Origin of the sequence: Saccharomonospora sp. NPDC046836 (assembly GCF_040645195.1) — a bacterium.
In the GTDB taxonomy this organism is placed as follows: domain Bacteria; phylum Actinomycetota; class Actinomycetes; order Mycobacteriales; family Pseudonocardiaceae; genus Prauserella_A.
In genome coordinates this window covers 172,233-193,774 of the sequence record NZ_JBEYXW010000006.1, presented here as the reverse complement: position 1 = coordinate 193,774, position 21,542 = coordinate 172,233, and the positions used below count along the sequence as shown (strand labels likewise).

At 70.0% G+C, this 21,542-nt stretch carries 20 protein-coding genes; 8 read left to right on the top strand and 12 right to left on the bottom strand.

The window, feature by feature from the left end; translation table 11 throughout:
- Positions 1-38: 38 nt before the first annotated feature.
- Together ABZ863_RS10790 and ABZ863_RS10785 are read left to right on the top strand one after the other, a co-directional pair.
- A complete protein-coding gene (locus ABZ863_RS10790) occupies positions 39-1,142 on the top strand; it encodes a lycopene cyclase family protein (protein WP_358533675.1) in 1,104 nt (367 codons plus the stop codon).
- Positions 1,143-1,287: 145 nt separating this feature from the next.
- Complete coding sequence (locus ABZ863_RS10785) at positions 1,288-2,484, top strand: sensor histidine kinase (protein WP_358533673.1); 1,197 nt, start codon at positions 1,288-1,290, stop codon at positions 2,482-2,484.
- Between the two features lie 123 nt (positions 2,485-2,607).
- On the opposite strand, the gene ABZ863_RS10780 is transcribed toward ABZ863_RS10785, so the two are convergent.
- Genes ABZ863_RS10780 through ABZ863_RS10750 form a run of 7 tightly spaced genes read right to left on the bottom strand, consistent with a single transcriptional unit; the run spans position 2,608 to position 8,957 of the window.
- Positions 2,608-2,997: a metal-sulfur cluster assembly factor gene (locus ABZ863_RS10780; RefSeq protein ID WP_358533671.1), complete on the bottom strand. Its 390-nt coding sequence runs from the start codon at positions 2,995-2,997 to the stop codon at positions 2,608-2,610.
- On the bottom strand, positions 2,994-3,443 hold the full coding sequence (sufU, locus tag ABZ863_RS10775; protein WP_358533669.1) for a Fe-S cluster assembly sulfur transfer protein SufU: 450 nt from the start codon (positions 3,441-3,443) through the stop codon (positions 2,994-2,996). Before sufU ends, ABZ863_RS10780 begins: the two co-directional genes overlap by 4 nt.
- Entirely contained in the window at positions 3,440-4,726 is a 1,287-nt protein-coding gene (locus ABZ863_RS10770) for a cysteine desulfurase (protein ID WP_358533667.1), read from the bottom strand. Before ABZ863_RS10770 ends, sufU begins: the two co-directional genes overlap by 4 nt.
- A 38-nt stretch (positions 4,727-4,764) precedes the next feature.
- Positions 4,765-5,535 (bottom strand): Fe-S cluster assembly ATPase SufC, encoded by a 771-nt coding sequence (gene sufC / locus ABZ863_RS10765; protein WP_358533665.1) that lies wholly within the window; start codon positions 5,533-5,535, stop codon positions 4,765-4,767.
- A 50-nt stretch (positions 5,536-5,585) separates the two neighbouring features.
- A complete protein-coding gene (sufD, locus tag ABZ863_RS10760) occupies positions 5,586-6,749 on the bottom strand; it encodes a Fe-S cluster assembly protein SufD (protein WP_358533662.1) in 1,164 nt (387 codons plus the stop codon).
- 1 nt (position 6,750) lies between these two features.
- Positions 6,751-8,196, bottom strand: a complete 1,446-nt coding sequence (gene sufB / locus ABZ863_RS10755) for a Fe-S cluster assembly protein SufB (protein WP_358533660.1) — start codon at positions 8,194-8,196, stop codon at positions 6,751-6,753.
- Positions 8,193-8,957, bottom strand: a complete 765-nt coding sequence (locus ABZ863_RS10750) for a winged helix-turn-helix transcriptional regulator (protein WP_358533657.1) — start codon at positions 8,955-8,957, stop codon at positions 8,193-8,195. The genes sufB and ABZ863_RS10750 overlap by 4 nt, the downstream gene beginning before the upstream one ends.
- A gap of 161 nt (positions 8,958-9,118) precedes the next feature.
- Between ABZ863_RS10750 and mptB the strand changes: the two genes are divergently transcribed.
- From mptB to ABZ863_RS10725, 5 genes are all read left to right on the top strand, one after another.
- Complete coding sequence (mptB, locus tag ABZ863_RS10745) at positions 9,119-10,708, top strand: polyprenol phosphomannose-dependent alpha 1,6 mannosyltransferase MptB (protein WP_358533921.1); 1,590 nt, start codon at positions 9,119-9,121, stop codon at positions 10,706-10,708.
- Positions 10,709-10,734: 26 nt separating this feature from the next.
- Positions 10,735-11,661 (top strand): ABC transporter ATP-binding protein, encoded by a 927-nt coding sequence (locus ABZ863_RS10740; RefSeq protein ID WP_358533655.1) that lies wholly within the window; start codon positions 10,735-10,737, stop codon positions 11,659-11,661.
- Between the two features lie 68 nt (positions 11,662-11,729).
- Entirely contained in the window at positions 11,730-12,455 is a 726-nt protein-coding gene (locus ABZ863_RS10735) for an ABC transporter permease (RefSeq protein ID WP_358533919.1), read from the top strand.
- 180 nt (positions 12,456-12,635) lie between these two features.
- Positions 12,636-13,610 carry a COX15/CtaA family protein gene (locus ABZ863_RS10730; protein ID WP_358533652.1) on the top strand — a complete coding sequence of 325 codons (975 nt, stop codon included), beginning with the start codon at positions 12,636-12,638 and terminating at the stop codon, positions 13,608-13,610.
- A gap of 170 nt (positions 13,611-13,780) precedes the next feature.
- Positions 13,781-14,725 carry an acyl-CoA desaturase gene (locus ABZ863_RS10725; protein ID WP_358533649.1) on the top strand — a complete coding sequence of 315 codons (945 nt, stop codon included), beginning with the start codon at positions 13,781-13,783 and terminating at the stop codon, positions 14,723-14,725.
- Between the two features lie 61 nt (positions 14,726-14,786).
- Here ABZ863_RS10725 and ABZ863_RS10720 read toward each other — a convergent pair whose 3' ends face one another.
- On the bottom strand, positions 14,787-15,110 hold the full coding sequence (locus tag ABZ863_RS10720; RefSeq protein ID WP_358533647.1) for a hypothetical protein: 324 nt from the start codon (positions 15,108-15,110) through the stop codon (positions 14,787-14,789).
- Positions 15,111-15,158: 48 nt separating this feature from the next.
- A complete protein-coding gene (locus ABZ863_RS10715) occupies positions 15,159-15,860 on the bottom strand; it encodes a hypothetical protein (RefSeq protein ID WP_358533644.1) in 702 nt (233 codons plus the stop codon).
- A gap of 270 nt (positions 15,861-16,130) precedes the next feature.
- Here ABZ863_RS10715 and ABZ863_RS10710 point away from each other — a divergent pair, with 270 nt between their 5' ends.
- Positions 16,131-17,102, top strand: coding sequence for a quinone oxidoreductase (locus tag ABZ863_RS10710; protein ID WP_358533642.1), 972 nt, complete (start codon positions 16,131-16,133; stop codon positions 17,100-17,102).
- A 121-nt stretch (positions 17,103-17,223) separates the two neighbouring features.
- On the opposite strand, the gene ABZ863_RS10705 is transcribed toward ABZ863_RS10710, so the two are convergent.
- The 3 genes from ABZ863_RS10705 to ABZ863_RS10695 form a co-directional block, all read right to left on the bottom strand.
- Positions 17,224-17,808 carry an FKBP-type peptidyl-prolyl cis-trans isomerase gene (locus ABZ863_RS10705; protein ID WP_358533639.1) on the bottom strand — a complete coding sequence of 195 codons (585 nt, stop codon included), beginning with the start codon at positions 17,806-17,808 and terminating at the stop codon, positions 17,224-17,226.
- Between the two features lie 10 nt (positions 17,809-17,818).
- The gene (locus tag ABZ863_RS10700; protein ID WP_358533637.1) at positions 17,819-20,191 is read right to left on the bottom strand and encodes an ATP-binding domain-containing protein; all 2,373 of its coding nucleotides are present in this window, start codon (positions 20,189-20,191) and stop codon (positions 17,819-17,821) included.
- A gap of 90 nt (positions 20,192-20,281) precedes the next feature.
- Positions 20,282-21,262, bottom strand: a complete 981-nt coding sequence (locus tag ABZ863_RS10695) for a heme o synthase (RefSeq protein ID WP_358533634.1) — start codon at positions 21,260-21,262, stop codon at positions 20,282-20,284.
- Positions 21,263-21,542 lie beyond the last annotated feature (280 nt).

Genomic DNA, 21,542 nt, shown 5'->3' with positions numbered 1-21,542 from the left:
ACACCGCGAACCCGGCACCGCCGTGCTGGGATCGGGGCATGGTGGACGTCGCGGTACTCGGCGGCGGGCCAGCCGGACGGGCGATGGCCGCCGCGTGCGTGCGAGAAGGGCTGGCCACCGCGCTCGTCGATCCGGCACCGGAGCGCCGATGGCGGCAGACCTACGCCCTCTGGCGGGATGAGCTGCCCGCGCTGCCGGCCGGTGCGATCGCCGCCGCACCCGCGACGGTGCTGGCGGGCGGCAGGGCACTGGACCGGGAGTATCTCGTGCTCGACAACGCCGGGCTGCGGCGCTGGCTGGCCGACGACCGGGTCGAAGTGCGCAGCGGCACGGCCGTCGACATCGCCCACGGCCCGCACGGCAGCCTCATCCGGCTCGCCGACGACAGCCGGATCGCCGCCCACGTTGTGGTCGACGCGCGCGGCACACCACCCGGCCACGGCGCCGCACAGACCGCGTTCGGTCTCGTTCTCCCGGCCGGGCAGGCGGCACCGCTCGTCCCCGCGGGCACTGCCGTGTTCATGGACTGGCGCGACGCCCCGGCGGTGGATCCGAGCTTCCTCTACGCCGTGCCCCTCGCCGCGGATCGCGTCCTGGTCGAGGAGACCTCGCTCGCACGCAAACCGGCGCTGCCGCGCTCGATCCTCGCCGCCCGGTTACGGCAACGGCTCGCCGCCGCAGGGATCGCCACAGACGGCCTGCCCGAAGAGCACGTCCACATCCGGCTCGACACGCCGCTGCCCCGGCCGGGTCGCACCGTCCCGTTCGGCGCGAGGGCCGGGCTCGTCCATCCCGCGACGGGGTTCAGCGTGGCAGCGTCACTGGGCCTCGCTCCGCGCGTCGCGACCGCGCTCTCCACCGAGCTGACCCATGGCCCCGGGCGAGCGGCCTCAGCCGCACGACATGTGCTGTGGCCACCCCGCGCAGTCGCGGTGCACACGCTGCGCAGGCAGGCGCTGCGGTCACTGAGCAGCATTCCGGGCTGCGAACAGCCGTACTTCTTCGACCTGTTCTTCGCGATGGCACCCCGGCACCAGCGGGCGTTCACCTCGGGCCGCGAGGACCTCACGGGCCTGCTCGGCGCGATGACGGCGCTTTTCTGTGCCACACCGTGGCGCCTGCGCCCCGCCCTGTTCCGGTGACAACGACTCCTCTGTGGACAGACCAGCCGGACAGAGCGGCACAGTATAGGACGTTATACATGCCGGAAAGCGGCGGATCCGGCAGCGTTACGCTGAACAGACCTGTGCGAATCCGCGTGCAGCGGCCGACCGACCTGGGGTATCCATGATCGCCTCCCTGATCGAGCGCCTCTTCGACCGCAGGGCCACCCCGATGCGGGTGGCCCTGCTCTTCGTCATGGCGGGCGGCTACCTGTTGCTGCTGACCAGCCCCGGCGAACTGCCCGGGCTCAGCGGATGGCTGCTGCTGCTCGCCACCGTCGGCGCGGCGTGGTTCTCTCCCCAATGGCCGCTGGGCAGCGCGCTCACCCAGACCGGGTTACTGGCCGTTGCCGAGTTCGTCGGCGTGGCGAACATCGTGCCGCTGAAAGTACTGGCCAGTTTCGCGGTGTTCGAGCTGGCCATGCGCCGCACGGGCTGGGCGCTGCCCATCGGTGCGGGTGCGCTGGCCGCGGTCTACGCCCTGATCGGTTTCTCCCATGCCGTGCACGATCCGGCCCAGATCGCGTTCCAGACCATCGTGGTGGTGGGCGGCCCGCTGGTGCTCGGCTCCTACATCGCCGGCGCACACGGACGGGCGCGGCAGGCCGAGGAACGCGCGGCGGAGCAGGAACGACTGCGCCGCACCGAGGCTCAGGTCATCCGTGTCGCCGAACGCACAGCGATCGCGCGCGAGCTGCACGATCTCGTGGCTCACCACGTCGCGTCGATCGTGCTGCGCGTCGGCATCGCGCGACACCTGCTGCACGACGGTGACGGGCGCATGCGCGAGGTGCTCGACGACGTCCACGCGACCGGCACCTCCGCGCTGACCGACCTCCGACGGCTCGTTGCTGTGCTCCGTGACCCGGCAGCCGACACGGCCGGAGGCGACCTCGTCGACCCCACCGAGCTGCCCGCGGCCATCTCCGCCGTCGTGACTCGGGGGCGCCAGGTCGGGTTGCGCATCGACGCCACAGTGGACCCGGCCATCGCACGGCTGGACGCGGTCAAGGCGCTCGCGGTGCTGCGGCTGGTCCAGGAAGGACTCGCCAACGTCGCCAAACACGCGGGCGCCACGGCATCCGTGCGCCTGCTGGTGGAGTGCACTGAGGACGGCGTGCGAGTGGAGATCAGCGACGACGGCGCGAGCGGCCGGTCACTGGCGGGTCCCGCCGAACACCCCGGTCATGGGCTGATCGGGATGCGGGAACGCGTCGAGCTACTCGGTGGCACCCTGCACGCGGGCCCCAGCGACGACGGCTGGTCGCTGTCGGCCCGGCTGCCCGCCGCGGAGGTACAACACGCGAGTCCCGCACTCTGACGCGCGAGTCCCCCGCCCGGGCGCGCGACTCGCGTGCTGGAGCGGGGAACTCGCGTGCTGGAGCGGGGAACTCGCGTGCTGGAGCGGGGAACTCGCGTGCTGGAGCGGGGAACTCGCGGGTTGTCAGACGGTGAAGCCGAGGGCGCGCAGCTGCTCGCGGCCGTCCTCGGTGATCTTCTCCGGGCCCCACGGCGGCATCCACACCCAGTTGATGCGGAAGTCCTTCACCAGGCCTGCGCTGCCGGTGAGTACCGACGCGGTCTGGTCCTCGATCACATCCGTCAGCGGGCATGCCGCCGACGTCAGCGTCATGTCCAGCGTCGCCGTGTTGTCCGGCTCGACGCGGATGTCGTAGACCAGCCCGAGGTCGACGACGTTGATGCCGAGCTCGGGATCGACCACGTCACGCATGGCCTCCTCGACGTCCTCGACCTTGGCAACGTCGGTCACATCCGGCTGAGTCTGTTCGGGGAGGTCGGCGGCGGTGCGCCCCTCGCGGTGTGTCTCGGTCATGCTGGTTCCTCCGCGTCCGATGTCCTGGCCAGTGCATCCTTGAACGCCATCCAGCCGAGCAACGCGCACTTGACCCGCGCGGGGTACTTCGCGACGCCGGCGAAGGCGACGCCGTCCTCGAGCACGTCCTCGTCCGGCACGACCTGACCGCGCCCCTGCATCAGCTCCACGAACGCGTCCATCGTCGCCAGCGCCTCGTCGACCGTGTGGCCGGTGACGAGATCGGTCAGCACCGACGTCGAGGCCTGGCTGATCGAGCAGCCCTGCCCCTCGTAGGACACGTCCGCGACCTTGCCGTCGGTGACCTTCAGCCGCAACGTCACCTCGTCGCCACAGGTCGGATTCACCTGGAACGACTCGGCGTCGTACGGCTCCCGCAGACCACGACCGTGCGGGTTCTTGTAGTGGTCCAGGATGATCTCCTGGTACATGCTGTCCAGGTTCACGACTGGCTCACCCCGAAGAACCGCTGCGCCTCCTTGACACCGGCAACGAGAGCATCCACTTCGGACGGTGTGTTGTAGAGGTAGAACGTGGCGCGCACGGTCGCCGGGATGTGGCGTGCCCGGTGCAGCGGCCACGCGCAGTGGTGGCCGACGCGCACCGCGATGCCCAGGCTGTCCAGCACCTGTCCGGCATCGTGCGGGTGCACACCGTCGAGCACGAACGACACCGTGGCACCCCTGTCAGCAGTGTCCTCGGGGCCGACGATGTGCACCCCGGGAATCGCCTTCAGCCCGGCCAGCGCACGCTCGGCGAGCAGGTGCTCGTGGGCGGCGACGCGGTCCATGCCGATCGCGTTGAGGTAGTCGACGGCCGCGCCGAGCCCCACCGCCTGTGAGGTCATCGGCACGCCGGCCTCGAACCGCTGCGGTGGCGGAGCGAACGTCGAGCCCTCCATGCGCACCAGCTCGATCATCGACCCACCGGTGAGGAAGGGCGGCATCGCCTCGAGCAGCTCCCGCCGCCCGTACAGCACACCGATACCGGACGGGCCCAGCATCTTGTGCCCGGAGAACACCGCGAAGTCGACACCCAGCTCGGTGAAGTCGACCGGGAAGTGCGGCACCGACTGGCAGGCGTCGAGCAACACCAGCGCACCGACCTCGTGGGCCTTGCGCACCAGCTGCCGCACCGGGTTGACCGTACCGAGCACATTGGACTGATGCGCGAACGCGACCACCTTCGTGCGTTCGGTGATCAGTTCGTCCATCGTGGACAGATCCAGCCTGCCCGACTCGGTGACACCGAACCAGCGCAACGTCGCCCCGGTGCGCTGGCACAGCTGCTGCCACGGCACCAGGTTCGCGTGGTGCTCCATCTCGGTGACGACGATCTCGTCACCGGGACCCACCACGAAGCGGTCCGCTTCCCTGCCCGCCGTCGCCGCGTTGCTCATCGCGTAGGCCACGAGGTTGATGCCCTCGGTGGCATTCTTCGTGAACACGACCTCGCCCGGCGTCACGCCGACGAACGCCGCGATCTTGGCGCGCGCACCCTCGTAGGCGTCGGTCGCCTCCTCCGCGAGCTGGTGGGCACCACGGTGCACGGCCGCGTTGGCCGTCTCCAGGAACCGCCGCTCGGCGTCGAGCACCTGGGCCGGACGCTGTGAGGTCGCCCCCGAGTCCAGATACACCAGCGGCTTGCCGTCGCGGACGGTGCGGGACAGGATCGGGAAGTCGGCGCGCACAACCGCGACATCCAGAGGCAGCGAGTCCGTTGTGGTCATCGCGCCAGCTCCTTTCGATGTCGTTCCAGCCGCCGGCGTCAGACCGCCGCCGGCTCGGCCTTGTCGGTGTACTTCACGTAGCCCTTGTCCTCCAGCTCGTCGGCGAGTTCCTTACCGCCCGACTCGACGATCCGGCCACCCGCGAAAACGTGCACGAAATCGGGGTGGATGTGCTTGAGGATGCGGGTGTAGTGCGTGATCAGCATGACGCCGACCTCGCCCGAGGCCTTGTACTCGTTGACCGCCTCGGAGACCACCCGCAGCGCGTCGACGTCCAGACCCGAGTCGGTCTCGTCGAGCACCGCGATCTTCGGCTTCAGCAGCGCGAGCTGCAGGATCTCGTGGCGCTTCTTCTCGCCGCCGGAGAAGCCCTCGTTCACGCTGCGCTCGGCGAACTCGGACGAGATGCCGAGCTTGCCCATCTCCTCCTTGACCTCCTTGACCCAGTGCCGCACCTTCGGCGCCTCCCCGCGCACCGCGGTGGCCGCCGAACGCAGGAAGTTCGACATCGAGACGCCGGGCACCTCCACCGGGTACTGCATCGCGAGGAAAACACCAGCACGAGCCCGCTCATCCACGGTCATGTCGAGGACGTTCTCACCGTCCAGCAGCACCTCGCCGGAGGTCACCACGTACTTCGGGTGGCCGGCGATGGCGTAGGACAGAGTCGACTTGCCCGAACCGTTCGGGCCCATGATCGCGTGGGTCTCGCCCGAGCGGATCGTCAGGTTGACGCCGGTGAGGATCTCCTTGTTGCCCTCGTCGGTGACGACGTCGGCACGCAGATCCTTGATCTCCAGTGTGGCCATGCCTCTTCGTTTCTCTCGTCAGTAGCTCAGAAGTTCTCGGATGTGGTGGGTCAGGCGCCGATCGCCAGCAGTTCGTCCTCGATCGCCGCCTCGAGGCGCTCCCGCACCTCCGGGATGTCGATCTTCATGAGGACCTCGTGGAAGAAGCCGCGCACCACCAGCCGGCGCGCCTGCTCTTCCGCGATTCCACGCGACTGCAGGTAGAACAACTGCTCGTCGTCAAACCTTCCCGTCGCACTCGCGTGCCCGGCGCCGGTGATCTCGCCGGTCTCGATCTCCAGGTTCGGCACCGAGTCGGCCCGCGCCCCCTCGGTGAGCACCAGGTTGCGGTTGAGCTCGAAGGTCTCCGTGCCCTCCGCGGCCGCTCGGATCAGCACGTCACCGATCCACACCGTATGGGCGCCCTCACCCTGCAGCGCGCCCTTGTAGCGCACGTTGGACTTGCAGTGCGGCACCGCGTGGTCGACGAAGAGACGGTGCTCCTGGTGCTGACCGGCGTCGGCGAAGTACAGGCCCAGCATCTCGACGTCACCGCCGGGGCCTGCGAAGGTGGCCGTGGGGCTCACCCGCACCACGTCGCCGCCGAGCGTGACGACGATGTGCTTGAGCGTGGCGTCGCGCCCGAGCCGCAGGTGCTGTTCGGACACGTGCACCGCGTCGTCGGCCCAGTCCTGCACGCTCACCACGGTGAGCCGCGCGCCGTCGCCGAGCAGGAACTCGACGTTGTCGGCGTAGGTGCCGGAGCCGACATGGTCCAGCACGATCGCGGCCTCGGCGAACGCCTCGGCCCGCACCTGGACGTGCCCGTAGGCCGCCTTGCCCTCACCCGGCCCGGTCAGCCGGACCACGGTGGGCTTGGACGCCTTCGTCTCGGCGGGCACGGTCACCAGCGTGGCGGTCTCGAAGGAGGAGTACGCCTGTGCGGCGACCCGGTCGCTCGGGACCCCGGCCTGGCCGAGGCGCTCGTCCTCGCGGCCCACGGTCTCGACACTCACCTCGGGTGCGGCGTCAGCGTCGACCTTGACCTCACCGGTCACGACCGCGGAACCGTCATGCAGGCCGCGCAGCCGCTTCATCGGGGTGAAGCGCCAGTTCTCCTCGCGGCCCCCCGGGACCTCGAAGGCCTCGGCGTCGTAACCCGTGAAGCGCTCGCCGCGCGAGGCCGCAGGCACGCGGGCTTCGGCCGCGGCAGCGGTGTTCTCAGCCACCGTCATATCAGCCGACGGCTCCTTCCATCTGCAGCTCGATCAGGCGGTTCAGCTCCAGCGCGTACTCCATCGGCAGCTCGCGCGCGATGGGCTCGACGAACCCGCGCACCACCATGGCCATGGCCTCGTCCTCGGTGAGACCACGCGACATCAGGTAGAACAGCTGGTCCTCGCTGACCTTCGACACCGTGGCCTCGTGCCCCATCGACACGTCGTCGTTGCGAATGTCGACATAGGGGTAGGTGTCCGAGCGCGAGATGGTGTCCACCAGCAGCGCGTCGCACTTCACCGTCGAGCGCGAGTGGTGTGCCCGCTTGGCGACCTTCACCAGACCGCGGTAGGAGGTGCGGCCACCACCGCGCGCCACCGACTTCGACACGATCGTCGAGGAGGTGTGCGGCGCGAGGTGCTCCATCTTGGCACCGGCGTCCTGGTGCTGGCCCTCACCGGCGAAGGCGACCGAGAGCACCTCGCCCTTGGCGTGCTCGCCCATCAGGAACACCGACGGGTACTTCATGGTGACCTTGGAGCCGATGTTGCCGTCGATCCACTCCATCGTCGCGCCCTCTTCGGCCTTGGCGCGCTTGGTGACCAGGTTGTAGACGTTGTTCGACCAGTTCTGGATCGTCGTGTAGCGGCAGCGGCCGCCCTTCTTCACGATGATCTCCACGACGGCCGAGTGCAGCGAGTCGGACTTGTAGATCGGCGCGGTGCAGCCCTCGACGTAGTGCACGTAGGCGCCCTCGTCGACGATGATCAGCGTCCGCTCGAACTGGCCCATGTTCTCGGTGTTGATCCGGAAGTAGGCCTGCAGCGGGATGTCCACGTGCACGCCCGGCGGCACGTAGATGAAGGAACCACCCGACCACACAGCGGTGTTCAGCGCGGAGAACTTGTTGTCACCAGCCGGGATCACCGAGCCGAAGTACTCCTTGAACAGCTCGGGGTGCTCGCGCAGCCCGGTGTCGGTGTCCAGGAAGATGACGCCCTGCTTCTCCAGGTCCTCGCGGATCTGGTGGTACACGACCTCGGACTCGTACTGCGCCGCGACGCCGGCGATGAGGCGCTGCTTCTCCGCCTCCGGGATACCGAGCTTGTCGTAGGTGTTCTTGATGTCGGCTGGCAGCTCGTCCCAGCTGGTGGCCTGCTTTTCCGTGGAGCGGACGAAGTACTTGATGTTGTCGAAGTCGATCCCCGACAGGTCCGCACCCCAGTTGGGCATGGGCTTGCGCTCGAAGAGCCTGAGCGCCTTCAGTCGTGTCTCGCGCATCCACTCCGGTTCGGACTTCTTCCCGGAGATGTCGGTGACGACGTCCTCGTTGAGTCCGCGCCGGGCGCTCTCGCCCGCCGTGTCCGGATCCGCCCAGCCGAATGCGTACTTGCCCAGGGAGTCGATGGTCTCTTCCTGGGTCAGCGGCGTGGTGGGATTGCGCTGCTCAGCAGCGGCAGTCATGCGGTTGTCCCTCCGTTCGGAGTTGGTGCGTCGATACCCGATGTCTGGCCGGGTACGTGCGTGGTGCACACGGTGTCACCGCGTGCGATGGTCGCCAGTCGCTGCACGTGGGTCCCCAGCAGCGCGGCGAACGCCTCGGTCTCGGCTTCGCACAGCTGCGGGAACTCAGCTGCGACGTGCGCGACCGGGCAGTGGTGCTGGCACAGCTGCGCCCCGGTGCCGGCATCCGCCGCGCCGACCTTCCGGGCCGACGCAGCGTAACCCTCCCTGGTCAGGGCCGCGGCCAAGGCCTCAGCCCGCGCGGCGGGACCGCCCGCGCGAGTGACGGCGTCCCGGTACGGCTCGACCAGTGCGGCGACCCGGCGCTCGGCGAAGGCGCGTACCGCGTCCTCACCCGCGTGCTCGGCGAGGAACCGGATGGCGGCCACCGCCAGGTCGTCATAGGCCTGCCCGAACCTGGCCCTGCCCTGCTCGGTGAGCAGGAAAAGCTTGGCGGGCCTGCCACGGCCGCGCGGCCCGCGTCGCGGCGCGTTGCGGATTTCGGCCTCGTTGTCGGCGAGCAGCACGTCCAGATGGCGGCGTACCGCCGTCGGGCTGATGCCGAGCTGCTCGGCGACCGCCACCGCGGTCAGCGGCCCCTGCTCCAGCAGCAGCCGGGCGACCTCATGGCGGGTCCGGCCCTCGGCCGTCACCTGAGCAGGGACACCCACGGTGGCGGATACGGCTCCGCCACGTTCGCCGAAGGTGTCCTGCTTTTTCACAACATAAGTGTGTCGTATTTCCTCGCTCGCGGCAAAGAGGCACGAAAACCGAGTGACCGGACTCACGTCCCGCACCCAGTCGATACCCTTCGCTCGTGGCTTTGGGCAAGGGCGGGACACAGCAGGACACCGAAGGCGCACTCGACGTCACCAGTTCCGCATTGCCGGCACGCTCGCCGGCGCATCCCGGGGAGCCCGAACCACTCAACCCCGAGGAGCGGCGGGCGCTCGACGTCGTCCGGCGTTTCGGCACGATCGGCGCGCTGTTCCTGGCCTTCGGCTCGCTCGGTGCCGGTGCCGCACCGATCCTGAACCCGGTACTCGAGATCCCGGTGCTGCGGCTGTTCGCGCGTATCCCCACGGTCTCGCTGGCCATCGCCTTCGCCGGCATGCTGATGATGGTCATCGCCTGGCTGCTGCTGGGCCGCTTCACCCGGCCCGGCCGGACCAGGCTCGCCAGCAGGGGCCAGCTGCACCGCACACTCGCCCTGTGGATCATGCCGCTGCTGCTGATCCCGCCTCTCTTCTCCCGCGACGTCTACAGCTACCTGGCACAGAGCGAGATCGTCGCGCGCGGCATGGACCCCTACACCATGGGCCCCGCGCAGGCGCTCGGCGTCGCCGATCCGCTCACCGCGGGCGTGGCCAACATCTGGCGCGAGACGCCGGCCCCCTACGGCCCGCTCTTCCTCAGGATCGGCAGCTGGATCACGAGCCTTACGGGCACGGATGTCGCGGGCGGGGTGCTGCTGTTCCGGCTACTGACACTCGTCGGTCTCGGGCTCATCGTGTGGGCGCTGCCGCGGCTGGCCGAGCGCTTCGGCGTGCACCCCAGCACGGCACTGTGGCTCGGGGCGGCCAATCCGCTCGTGCTGTTCCACCTGGTGGCGGGTGTGCACAACGACGCACTCGGCATCGGGCTCATGCTCGCCGGCCTCGAGCTGGGGCTGCGCAGACTGCCCTACCGGGTCGCGGGCGACGCCCCACCACCGCTGGTCAAGGGCGAGCTCGCCTGCATCGTGCTCGGCGCGAGCGTCATCACGCTGGCGGCCACCATCAAGGTGCACGCGATCGTCGCGCTCGGGTTCTTCGGCGTGATGATCGCCAGACGCTGGTACGGCAGGATCACCGACCTGCTGTGGGCAGGCGCGCTGATGCTCGTCATCTGCGCCGCGGTGATGGCCGGCATCACGTTCGGCACCGGACTGGACTTCGGCTGGGCCGGCGCGCTGGACGCACCCGCCCAGCTGTGGAACTGGATCGCCCCGGTCGCCGAGCTGGGTCAACTGGGCGGTGTGCTCGGCATCTCGCTGGGCCTCGGCAACCACACCGCCTCGATCATCGCGATCCTCGCCGTGCTCGGCTATGCGGTGGCCGGGGTGATCACGGTCAAGTTCCTCTTCGACAGCCTGCGCTGGCGGTACCGGCCGATCATCGGGCTCGGCGTCTCGCTCGGCGCGTTCATGATGCTCCACGTCGCCATGCAGCCGTGGTGGCTGCTGTGGGCCGTCATCCCGCTGGCCGCGTCGGCGGGGACGTCCCGCTTCCGGGCCATGGCCACCATCGTCAGTGCGGTGCTGGCCGTGCTCGTTCCCCCGACCGGCAGCCCGTTCGACGGCCGCACCTACATCCAGCACCAGGCCTACCTGGCGGGCGCCGTCGTCGTCATCGGTGCGCTCGTCGTCGTGTGGCGCACGGCTCCCCTGCTGCTGCGCCGGGGTTTCGCCGAGACTCCCGCCGGACCTCGCTAGAGCTTCACGCCGTACCCTTGATTTTTGTGAGTGCAGCCGCCGTCGAGATAACCGGGCTGGTGAAGCGCTTCGGATCGGTGACCGCCGTCGACGGGCTCGACCTGAAGATGCAGCGAGCAACAGTGCTTGCTCTGCTCGGCCCCAACGGTGCGGGCAAGACCACCACCGTCGAGATCTGCGAGGGGTTCCTTCGTCCCGATGCCGGCGCCGTGCGCGTGCTGGGACTCGACCCGGTACATGACGGCGCCGCGCTGCGCCCCCGCATCGGCGTGATGCCGCAGGGCGGCGGCGCCTACCCCGGCGTCCGAGCCGAGGAGATGCTGCGGCTGGTGGCCGCGTGCGCGGCGACGCCGCTCGACCCGGACTGGCTGCTCGACGTGCTGGGCCTGACCTCCGCCAGGCGGATCCCGTTCAAGCGCCTCTCCGGCGGGCAGCAGCAGCGGCTGTCGCTGGCCTGCGCGCTGGTCGGCCGGCCCGAGCTGGTGTTCCTCGACGAGCCGACCGCGGGCATGGACCCGCAGGCCCGGCGGCTGGTGTGGGAGCTGCTGGACGCACTGCGCACCGACGGGGTGAGCGTGCTGCTCACCACACACCTCATGGAGGAGGCCGAGACGCTGGCCGACGAGGTCGTGATCGTCGACGGCGGACACGTGATCGCGCAGGGCTCGCCGAGCGCGCTCACGGCGGAGCACGCCGCGGACGCCCAGCTGCGCTTCCGGGCGCGGCCCCGCCTCGACACCGACCTGCTCACCGCAGCGCTGCCCGAGGGCTACCTGGTGCGGGAGTCCTCCCCCGGCGCCTACCGCGTGGCCGGTCGCGTCGATCCGCAGGTCGTGTCGACGGTCACCGCCTGGTGCGCACAGCAGGGCGTCCTCGCCGAGGAGCTGCACGTCGGCAGGCGGGACCTGGAGGAGGTCTTCCTGGAGCTGACCGGACGGGAGCTGCGCACGTGACAGGGACATCGCCCCGCTTCGCACCGGGCACCTTCATCCCGGCGCCCGGCCCCGGCCGGCTCGGCCGGATGCTGCTGACGCACGCCCGGATCGAGACCAGTCTCACGCTGCGTCACGGCGAGCAGATCCTGATCACCCTGCTCGTCCCACTCGCCCTGCTGCTGGGCCTGAGCCTGCTGGACATCGTTCCCACGGGCGAGCTCGGCACGCTGTCACGCGTGGACTGGGTGACACCGCGGATCCTGGCGCTCGCGGTGATGTCCTCGGCTTTCACCGGGCAGGCCATCGCGCTCGGCTTCGACCGTCGCTACGGCGTGGTCAAGCGGTTGTCGGCCACGGCCCTGCCCCGCTGGCTGCTGGTGGCGGGCAGGCTCGTCGCCGCGCTCGTCGTCGTGGCCCTGCAGGCCGTGGTGCTCGGTGTGGTCGCGGCGCTGCTCGGCTGGTCGCCCTCAGGCAGCGGGATCGCCATTGCCGTCCCGCTCCTCGTGCTCGGCACGCTCTCGTTCGGCGCACTGGGCGTGCTGCTCGGTGGAGCGCTGCGTGCCGAAATGGTTCTCGCGCTGGCGAACATCGTGTGGTTCGTGCTGCTGCTCGCCGGCGGGATCCTGCTGGCGCCGTCCGTGCTCCCTGGCGCGCTCGGCGACGTGGTGGCGCTGCTGCCGTCCGGCGCGCTCGCCGAGGGCCTGCGTGCGGCGCTCGTGGACGGCACGCTGGCCGGCGGGCCGATCGCCACCCTGGCCGTGTGGACCGCCCTCGCCGCCGCCCTAGCCACCAAGACCACCAAGCTCACCTGAGGTCCCCCAAGGCCACCTTGGTTGCGTTGAACGCAACCAAGGGGCCCTTGGGGGCTTTGAACTCAGCCCACCCGTCACCCCCCACCACCCAAACGGTGGCGCTTCGCGCCGCTCTACTCCCACCCGTCTCCCACCACCACCCAAACGGTGGCGCTTCGCGCCGCTCTACTATCTAGTGTCGTGCAGTTGACTTCGCTCGTCGCCCGGCTTCCTTACCCGTCCCGCGCGGTGCAGCAGGCACTGGCGATCGCGGCGATCGTCACGCAGGGTGGCATCGGTGTCACCGGGTCGATCGTGCGGGTCACCGGGTCCGGCCTCGGGTGCCCGACCTGGCCACAGTGCTTCGCGGGCAGCATGTTCCCGGTCGAGCACCCGGAGTATGAGTCGCTCACCCAGTGGATCGAGTTCGGCAACCGCCTGCTGACCGGTGTCGTCGGCATCGTCGCCGCACTGTGCGTACTCGCCGCGTGGCGGATCCAGCTGACCTATCCCGAGCGCAGACGACTGGTCGCGCTCGCCTGGACCATGCCCGGCGGCGTGGTGGCACAGGCGCTGATCGGCGGCGTGACGGTCCTCACCGGGCTGCTGTGGTGGACGGTCGCCATCCACTTCCTGGCCTCCGCCGTGCTCGTGTGGCTGGCCACGCTCCTGCTGCACGCGTTCAACGAGGGCGACGAGCCGCCACGCCGGCAGGTGAGCGAGAGCGGGCGCACGCTGCTGGTGACCCTCGTGGTCGCCATGGGCGGCATCCTCACCGCCGGAACCACCGTCACCGGAGCAGGGCCGCACGGTGGCGACCCCGACACGCCACGGCTGCAGGCGCCGATCGAGTCCCTCACGTTCGTGCACGGCACCTTCCTCGTCGTCTACCTCGTCGTCCTGGCGATGCTCGGCCTGCAATGGCTGCGCACCGGGGCCACGCCACGGCTCTGGCGGCGCTACGCCGCGGTCTGGATCGTCGCGCTCGCCCAGGGCGGCCTCGGCAGCCTGCAGTACGCGCTCGGAGTGCCGGAGGCGCTCGTGTCGTTCCACGTCCTCGGCTCGATGCTCGTCATCATCGCGACCGCCGCACTGTGGTGTGCCGCCCGCGACCGCGGTCCTGTCGTCAGCCTCACCCCCGGCCCCGCCAAGCACGCCGCGGCGGTCAGCCACTGACCCGGCGTCGGCCTGATGTCACACCTTCGTCATCCCGGTGGCGCATGCAGGCCAGCATGCGCGGTTACGCTGTGTCCGACCCGATTTTTGTCCGAATGATCATGTTCGCGCCCAGACCGGGTGCCGCATAGTCACCAAGCCCGTCCCCCGATGCGAGGTCGCACCGAACCATGACCAGTCCCGCAAGCCTGTCCGGAACCAAAACCGAGCCGAAACCACTCATTGGCGAGCACCGGACGACCAGCCAGATGATCGTCCTGAAGGCGTTCCTGCTGATTCCCTTTCTCGCACTGGTCGCGGCCGTTCCCTTCGCCTGGGGTTGGGGGCTGAGCTGGGTCGACCTCGTCCTCGCCGTCGTCTTCTACACGGTCGCGACACTCGGTGTGACGGTCGGCTACCACCGCTACTTCACGCACGGTTCGTTCAAGACCAACCGCGCGCTGCGGGTCGCGCTGGCCATCGCCGGGAGCATGGCGGTGCAGGGCTCGGTGATCTTCTGGGTCGCCAGCCACCGGCGCCACCACGCCTTCGCCGACCGCGAGGGTGACCCGCACTCGCCGTGGCTGTTCGGTACATCCCCGGCCGCGCTCCTTCGCGGCTTCTGGCATGCCCACATGGGCTGGATGTTCAAGCGTGAGGTGACCAACTACGAGCGGTTCGCCCCGGACCTGCTCGCCGACAACGACCTGCGCGTGGTCAACCGGTTCTTCTGGCTGTGGATCACGCTGAGCCTGGCCCTGCCCGCCATTCTCGGCGGCCTGTTCACCTGGTCCCTGTGGGGCGCGGTCACCGCGTTCTTCTGGGCCGGGCTGGTCCGGATCGCGTTCCTGCACCACGTCACCTGGTCGGTGAACTCCATCTGCCACATGATCGGCTCACGCCCGTTCACCAGCCGCGACAAGGCAGCCAACTTCTGGCCGCTGGCGATCCTGTCGATGGGCGAGTCCTGGCACAACTCCCACCACGCCGACCCGACGTGCGCCCGCCACGGCGTGCTGCGCGGGCAGCTCGACGTGTCGGCGCGGCTCATCTGGATCTTCGAAAAGCTCGGCTGGGCACACAACGTCCGCTGGCCGAAGCCGGAACGTCTCGCCGCCAAGCGCATCGCCGCCTAAGCCGGTACCGACACGCGACCCGCCGGTGGCCCTGACGGGCTGCCGGCGGGTCGTTGTGGGTTCAGCGGCGGCTACGCGGGCCTGCCATCCGGCGCCGGTGCCCGGCGCCGATGACGGTCGCGTTGACGGTCTCGGCGTCCCAGGTGGCCGGTTCGAGGTCCTCGACCGCGTCGACCAGCGCAGCGCCGGTCTCCGCGCTGGGTACGACGATGTCGCCTAGCGCACCGTCGGCGCCGACCAGCACAACCCTGGCACCAGCGCGACCGATGCGTTCCACCACTGCCTTCGACGGCTTGCCATGGGCGGCGACGAAGGCACGGGCGGCAGCCAGCTGGCGGCCGGTGGGTGCGGCGGGGGCCTGGACGTTGCTTTCGGTGTCAGCCACGGGGCAAGTCTAGGTGCAGATCACCGAGCGCCGCTCGTGGCCGCGAACTCAGAGGGCGGCGGGTTTCGCGCCGAGGCGCAGCGTCACGCCGGGCAGTTTGCTCAGTGCCCGCCAGCCGTGCGCCGCTGTCACCGCGATCGTCAGCGCGGTGAGCAGGCCGCTGAACACCCCGCGGGAGAGGAGGCCGGCCTCGAGGCTCCAGTGGAGAAAACCGACCGTCATGGCAGCGTCGATCAGCCGCGAGCCGCCCCAGAGCAGGGCGACGTTGATGAAGACCCGCCGCACGGCGTGGTTGGCGAACAGCTCGGCAGGCAGTTGCACGAAGTCGCGGGCGAGCCGGGCTGTGATGGGTTTGCCGATCATCGCGCTGCCGACGAACAGCAGGAACATCAGCACCGAGCCGGCCGCGGGTTGCAGTACGTACACCACCGCGCTCGACGTCACGAGCGCGAGTGCGGCCTTGCCGGCCAGCATGCCCGTGCACAGCAGCAGTGTGCGTGGGAGTTCGAGGCCGAAGGCACGGCGGGCGCCGATCACGAAGACACACCAGCCGATGACCGCGCACATCCCGGCCACGAGTCCGACGAAGTGCAGCAGCAGCATGAGCAGCACGGTCGGCACGACCGCGGTTTCCAGTGCCATCGCGAGCGCGCGGGTCACCGTGGAACGGAGATGGGGGATCTCGATGACGAGATGCCGCTCAGATGACGGCCGATGATGCACGGGCCAGCCTCCGGGGTTGTCCTGCATAATGCTCCGGCGCTCACTTCTGTGGGCACGGATCCGAGCCCCGTGGGTGGGCCCTGGTACTTCTAGTCGCTGTCACCTTACCCCGAACGGGGTAAGGCCCGTGTACTGCTTGTGCGGGAGGTCTCCCGCCTGGATGGTCAGCGAGTGTGCCAGACCGACCGCGCCAAGGATAGGTCGGCGCTGCGGATCGGTTTCCGGCTCAGGTAAAACTGCGCATGAGGACCACAGCACCCGGCACGGGTAACACCGCCACGAAAGAGGAGGATTCGCATGCCCACGGCGATTGAGATCCGCCAGAACGGGGGTCCGGAGGTGCTCCAGGTCGCCGAGGTCGACGTGGGTTCGCCCGGACCGCGACAGGTCCTCGTCGACGTCGCCGCCGCAGGCGTCAACTACATCGACACCTACCAGCGCAGCGGCGCCTATCCAGTCCCGTTGCCGTATGTGCCCGGGTTGGAGGGCGCCGGAACGGTGTCGGCGGTCGGCAGTGACGTCACCGAGGTCGCCGTCGGTGACCGGGTCGCCTGGCAGGGCTCGCCCGGCGGATACGCCCAGCAGGCGCTGGTACCCGCCGACATCGTGGTCCGCGTGCCCGACGGCGTCTCCGACGAGACCGCGGCGGCCACCCTCCTGCAAGGCATCACAGCGCACTACCTGGTGAACTCGACGCATCCGGTGGCCGAAGGCGAGACCGTGCTCGTGCACGCCGCGGCCGGTGGTGTCGGCCTGCTGCTCGTCCAGTTGGCCAAGGCCCGCGGCGGCCGCGTCATCGGCACGGTGTCGACCGCGGAGAAGGAGGAGCTTGCCCGTGCGGCCGGCGCCGATGAGGTCATCCGCTACACCGAGGAGGACTTCGCCGCGGCAGCACGCAGCCTGACCGGCGGCGAAGGGGTCGCGGTCGTCTACGACGGCGTCGGCAAGGCGACCTACGAGGGCAGCCTGACGAGCCTGCGGCGGCGCGGCCTGCTGGCACTGTTCGGCGCCGCCAGCGGCCCCGTTCCGCCCATCGATCCGCAACGACTCAACGTGGGCGGCTCCCTGTTCCTCACCCGGCCGAACAGCTACGACCACGTGACGACCCGTGCGGAACTGGACTGGCGCGCCGGTGAGCTGTTCGACGCCATCGCGAAGGGCACGCTCACCATCCGGATCGGCGGCCGGTACCCGCTGGCCGAGGCTCGCCGGGCACACGAGGACCTGCAGGGACGCCGCACGACCGGCAAGCTGCTCCTGCTCCCTTGAGAGGTCACGCAGATAGGGAACGTTCGGGCGCCCGCTGATCCGAGACCCCCATCTGCGGGACCTCTGACGACAGCGACCCGGTACCCGCCAGAGGTGCGGGTACCGGGTCGGGTCGTGCCGGCTACGCCGTGGTCACCTGCACGGCCTCGGCGACGACCACGAGGCTGTCCCCGGCATGGGGGTTGCCGTCCTGCGGGTTGTAGCCAAGGTCCGGCGGCAGGACCAGGAGCCGGGTGCCGCCCTGCCGGATGCCGGTGAGCCCCTCGCTGAGACCCTCGATCTCCTGCGTCGTGCCGAGCTCGACGGACACCGGCTGGCCCGGTCCGAACGTGCTGTCCGCGACCTGGCCGGTGGACCAGGCGACGACCTCGTAGTTCAGCTCGATGGTGCTGCCCGCAGCTGCCGCGGTGCCGCTGCCCGGCGCGAGGTCGCGGGTCAGGGCGGTCGCGGGAGCCGCGCAGTCGCGCGGGATCTCCACCTGCGGCTGCTCACCGGCCAGGTTCACGGTGACGTCCTCGGCGGTGCACTCGCGAGCCTGCTCACCCTGGTGCGCGGGGCTCGGGGAGGCCGACACCGAGGCAGGCGCCGGTGTGTGGGTGGGCTGCTCGCCCGGCGGCAGGTCGCTCGGCTCCTCGCGGGACGGCGAGCACGCCGCGAGTGCTGTGGCAACGACCGCCACGATCATGATCTTGCCAGCATTGCGCATGCGCAACACCCTAGCTGGGGGCCTGACCGCGGCTTTGCGCACCTGAGAGCGCATCGATCGGGGCTCCGGTGTGGACGATGCCGAGCCGTTGCGTGGCGCGGGTGAGAGCGACGTAGAGATCGTTGAGCCCGCGCGCGGACTGGCCTGCGATCTCGTCCGGCGCCACCACGACGACGGCGTCGAACTCCAGTCCCTTCGCCCGCTCCACGGTGAGTACCGATACGCGGGGGTCGTCGTCCTCGGCCGCCGCGTCGGCGTCCGCGAGTTCAGCCGCGACCGGGCCCTCCAGCCCGGCGGGCACCAGCACCGCGACGGTGCCACCGGCCACCTCGGCGAGCTCGGTGTCCACAATGGAACGGATACAGGTGGTGATTTCGGTGCGCGGCAGTGACTCCTGCCACGGCGCGACACCAGCTTCGCGCACCGATACCGGTGCCCGCAGGTCCGGGTCGATCGTGGCGAGCACCCGCGCCGCGAGGTCCATGATCTCGGCCGGGGTGCGGTAGTTCACGGTCAGCTCGCGCAGCCGCCAGCGATCGGCGACGTAGGGACTGAGCACGTCCCCCCACGACGAGGTGCCCGCCGGCGAGCCGGTCTGCGAGACGTCACCGACGATGGTCATCGACCGGCTCGGGCAACGGCGCATGAGGGTCCGCCAGTCCATCGCGGAGAGTTCCTGCGCCTCGTCCACGATCACGTGCCCGAAAGTCCAGCTGCGGTCCCGGGCCGCCCGCTGCGCCGCCGTCAGCTCGCTCCTGGCCTCCTGGCGCTCGGCCAGCAGTTCGGCGTCGAGGACGTCGCGGACGCGGATCATCTCCTCGTCGATGAGCTCGTCGTCCTGCTCCAGCACGTGCAGCACGCCCTCCGCGTAGGCGCGCTCCTCCCGCTCGCGGCGGGTGCGCCGCGCCCGCGCTTCGGTGTCGTCCTCGCCGAGCAACTCCGCGAGCTCGTCCAGCAGCGGCACGTCCGCGGGCGTCCACAGCGAGCCGGGAAGACGCAGCAGCGCAGCACGCTCCTGCTCCGTGAGGTACTCGCCTGCAGCCGATTCCAGCCGCTCGCGCGTCGTCAGCAGGTCGCTCAGCAGCTCCTGCGGGGTGAGCCTCGGCCACAGCGACTCCAGCGCTGACCGCACGGCCTCGTCGTCGTCGAGCTCCTGCCGGATCGCGGCGTGGTCGTGGGCGTCGAGGAGGTCGCCGTCGTCGTCCTCGTCGTCGTCGAGCGGGATGTCCGGCACGTCGTCGAGCACACTCGACTCCAGCCGCTCGGCGGCTTGCACGGCGAGCGCGTCCAGCAGGCGGTCGGCGAACACCCGGCGGGCCAGGTTGTGCGGCCGCAGCGTGCGGCGAGCCCGCTCCCGCGCCTTCTCGCAGGTCGCCCTGTCCAGCGTGAGCACATCGCCCTCGACATCGATCTCCAGCACGCTCTCGGGCACCGCCTGGCGGTCGCGGACGGCCTCGGCGAGGACGTCGGCCAGCACGGCACGGCCCTTGATCTCGGCGGCCTCGGGGCTGTCGGTACCGGTCGCGGCGAGCCCCGGATACAGCTCACCGACGGTGGCCAGCAGCACGCCGGTCTCCCCCAGCGACGGCAGCACCTGACCGATGTAGCGCAGGAAGGTGCTGTTCGGACCCACGACCAGGACACCACGCGTGTTGAGCTGGTGGCGGTAGGTGTACAGCAGGAACGCGGCGCGGTGCAGCGCCACGGCGGTCTTGCCGGTGCCGGGTCCGCCCTGCACGACCAGCACGCCGCCGGGGTCGGCCCTGATGATCCGGTCCTGCTCGGCCTGGATGGTGGCGACGATGTCGGACATCTCGCCGGTCCGCCTGCGCTCGAGCGCGGCCAGCAGTGCCGCCTCCCCGGCCAGTCCCAGGTGGTCGCTGGTCTCGGCGGAGCCGAGGTCGAGGACCTCGTCGTCGATGCCGACGACCCGTCTGGTGAGCGTGCGGAGGTGACGACGGCGCCGGACGCCGTCGGGCGAGGCGGCCGTTGCCAGGTAGAACGGGCGCGCGGCGGGGGCACGCCAGTCGACCAGCAGTGGCCGGTAGTCGTCGTTGTCGTCGAACAGCCCCAGCCTGCCGATGTAGAGCGGTGAGTCGCCGTCGTGGCCGTCGACGAAGTCCAGCCTGCCGAAGCACAGGCCCTGTTCCACGGCCCCCAGCTGGGCGAGGCGGTCGCTGTTCGCCGCCGTCGCGGCCTCACGCTCCGCCTGCGCCTGCGGCGGCCCGCCACCGGACCGCAGCGCCTCGGTCAGACGCCGCTCGGCGAGGTCACGTTCGTCGTCGAGCCTGCCGTAGAGCAGCGAGACGTAGCGCTGCTCCGCGACGATCTCGGCGTTCTTCTCGGTGCTGTCGGGTTCCCGGTCGGACGGGGACACGGACAAGGGCCAGCCCACTTTCGGATCAAGGGGAATCGATGACCGTGGAACAACGAGCGCCGGCTGCCGAGAATTCCCGCGCTGGAGCGGGGCGGGTCAGAAGGGCAGGCCGAGCACCGGAAGGCCGATCGCGGAGTCGGCGGCCAGCGCGACGAACACGATCATGAGGTAGGTGTTCGACCGGTGGAACAACGCCATCGGCTTGGTCTCGACACCGCGCCGCACGGCGGCGTACAACCGGTGCGCGTAGAACAGGAACCACGCACCGGCCAGCGCGGCGAACGCCGCGTACAGCCAGCTCGTAGCCGGCGCCAGCAGGAGCGTCCAGCCGACCATCACCCAGGAGTAGATGACGATCTGCTTGGTGACGTGCTGCGGCGTCGCCACCACCGGCAGCATCGGGACGCCGGCGCGCTCGTAGTCCTCGCGGTACTTCATCGCCAGCGCCCACGTGTGCGGCGGCGTCCAGAAGAAGATGACACCGAACATCACGAACGCGGGCCACTGCACGGTGTCCTGGACCGCGGCCCAGCCGATGACCACCGGCATGCAGCCCGCGGCCCCGCCCCAGACCACGTTCTGCGGCGTGCGGCGTTTGAGCAGCAGGGTGTAGACGAAGATGTAGAACAGGATCGTGACGATCGCGAGCAGCGCGGACAGCAGGTTCACGGTCAGGTAGAGCACCGCGAACGAGGCCACCCCGAGCGCGAGACCGAACAGCAGCGCGTTGCGCCGGGGCACCGAGTTGCGCACCAGCGGCCGCCGCTTCGTGCGGTTCATCACCTTGTCGATGTCGGCGTCGATCACGCAGTTGAGCGCGTTGGCGCTACCCGCGGCCATGGTGCCGCCCAGCAGGGTGGCCAGCACCAGCCACGGCGACGGGATCTCGCGGCCGGCGAGGAACATCGCCGGGATCGTGGTGACGAGCAGCAGCTCGATGACCCTGGGCTTGGCGAGGGCGGCGTAGGCGCCGATGACGTCGCGGACACCTCGCCGGCCACCGGCGGGCGGGGTGCCGGTGGGATGCACGGCGCTGGTGTTGTCACTGCGCCCGTGCGCAGCGTGCACCAACGACATTTCACTCCCTGGGTCAGACTCGGGGACGTGCGGGGCGGCGAGCATGCCGGGCCGCACACTGACAGATCGTAGTAGGTGGCGTTTCCGGTCGGTGTGGCGGCACCCGGCACCCACTGTTCGGCAACACCTCACGCACGTGTGTGCCGCCGCGGGCCCGCAGCGTACCCACTAGGCTTGCCTTGTCGGCCCCAACATGCCTGGTTACCTCGCCAGATGAGCAGGTGATTGGCTCGGGATCGATTAAGATAAGTGGCGGCCGGAACCACCGGGTGACCACGAA

Bases quoted from the DNA above. Each gene is read 5' to 3' on its own strand.
- ABZ863_RS10695 (WP_358533634.1), bottom strand. From the start codon at position 21,262: ATGTCGTTGGTGCACGCTGCGCACGGGCGCAGTGACAACACCAGCGCC.
- sufD (WP_358533662.1), bottom strand. From the start codon at position 6,749: ATGACGGTGGCTGAGAACACCGCTGCCGCGGCCGAAGCCCGCGTGCCT.
- ABZ863_RS10785 (WP_358533673.1), top strand. From the start codon at position 1,288: ATGATCGCCTCCCTGATCGAGCGCCTCTTCGACCGCAGGGCCACCCCG.
- ABZ863_RS10705 (WP_358533639.1), bottom strand. From the start codon at position 17,808: ATGCGCAATGCTGGCAAGATCATGATCGTGGCGGTCGTTGCCACAGCA.
- ABZ863_RS10790 (WP_358533675.1), top strand. From the start codon at position 39: ATGGTGGACGTCGCGGTACTCGGCGGCGGGCCAGCCGGACGGGCGATG.
- ABZ863_RS10780 (WP_358533671.1), bottom strand. From the start codon at position 2,997: ATGACCGAGACACACCGCGAGGGGCGCACCGCCGCCGACCTCCCCGAA.
- ABZ863_RS10715 (WP_358533644.1), bottom strand. From the start codon at position 15,860: ATGCAGGACAACCCCGGAGGCTGGCCCGTGCATCATCGGCCGTCATCT.
- ABZ863_RS10725 (WP_358533649.1), top strand. From the start codon at position 13,781: ATGACCAGTCCCGCAAGCCTGTCCGGAACCAAAACCGAGCCGAAACCA.
- sufB (WP_358533660.1), bottom strand. From the start codon at position 8,196: ATGACTGCCGCTGCTGAGCAGCGCAATCCCACCACGCCGCTGACCCAG.
- ABZ863_RS10735 (WP_358533919.1), top strand. From the start codon at position 11,730: ATGCTGCTGACGCACGCCCGGATCGAGACCAGTCTCACGCTGCGTCAC.
- sufC (WP_358533665.1), bottom strand. From the start codon at position 5,535: ATGGCCACACTGGAGATCAAGGATCTGCGTGCCGACGTCGTCACCGAC.
- ABZ863_RS10770 (WP_358533667.1), bottom strand. From the start codon at position 4,726: ATGACCACAACGGACTCGCTGCCTCTGGATGTCGCGGTTGTGCGCGCC.
- ABZ863_RS10710 (WP_358533642.1), top strand. From the start codon at position 16,131: ATGCCCACGGCGATTGAGATCCGCCAGAACGGGGGTCCGGAGGTGCTC.